Genomic DNA, 895 nt, shown 5'->3' on the forward strand with positions numbered 1-895 from the left:
GCGACGGTGGGTGCCTCGAACAGGGATCGGACGGTGAGGTCGGCGTCCAGATCGGTATTCACGGCCGAGACGAGCCGCATCGCCGAGAGTGAGTCGCCGCCGAGATGGAAGAAGGAGTCGTCGATCCCGACGCGTTCGACGCCCAGGATGTGGGCGTAGATGCCGGCCAGGATCTCTTCGAGGGCGGTCCGTGGGGCGCGGTAGTTATCGCCCTGGTAGTCCGGGGCGGGCAAAGCGCGGGTGTCGAGTTTGCCGTTGAGCGTCAACGGCAACGCCTCGAGCACCACCACCGCCGCGGGCACCATATAGGGAGGGAGCCGCTGACCCAACCGGGCCCGAATATCGGCGGGGTCAGCGGCTCCAGTCACATAGCCGACGAGACGCCTCTCGCCGGCCTGGTCTTCGCGGACGACGACCGCGGCTTGCTGCACGCCGTCCAATTCGGTGAGGGCGGTGCGGATTTCGCCCAACTCGATGCGATACCCACGCACCTTGACCTGCTCATCGGCGCGCCCCCGATACCGCAACTGCCCGTCGGGACCCCAGCACACCAGATCCCCAGTGCGATACATACGCTGGCCCACCACACCGAACGGGCACGCGATGAACCGCGATGCGGTCAGCCCGGGGCGGCGCCAGTACCCGACCCCCACGCCCTCGCCGGCCAGATACAGCTCCCCCACCACACCGGCCGGCACCGGGCGCAGCCATTCGTCGAGCACGAAGAACGCCGCCCGGGTCACCGGTGAGCCGATCGGCGGGAATCCCGAGCCCGCCTGTAGCGGGGCACTCTTGCAGGCCCACATGGTGGTTTCGGTGGGGCCATACACGTTGACCATCACCCGGCCCGGCGCCCAGCGGTCCACCAGCTCCGGCGGACACGGCTCGGCCCCGA

General features: G+C 69.1%; 1 protein-coding gene. It reads right to left on the reverse strand.

The features are described 5' to 3' along the window. Positions 1-895: non-ribosomal peptide synthetase (locus A5622_RS18140; RefSeq protein WP_156753003.1), on the reverse strand; the 895-nt coding region annotated here is incomplete at both ends.

It is taken from the genome of Mycobacterium sp. 1245801.1 (assembly GCF_001673055.1).
GTDB classification, from domain to species: Bacteria; Actinomycetota; Actinomycetes; order Mycobacteriales; family Mycobacteriaceae; genus Mycobacterium; species Mycobacterium europaeum_A.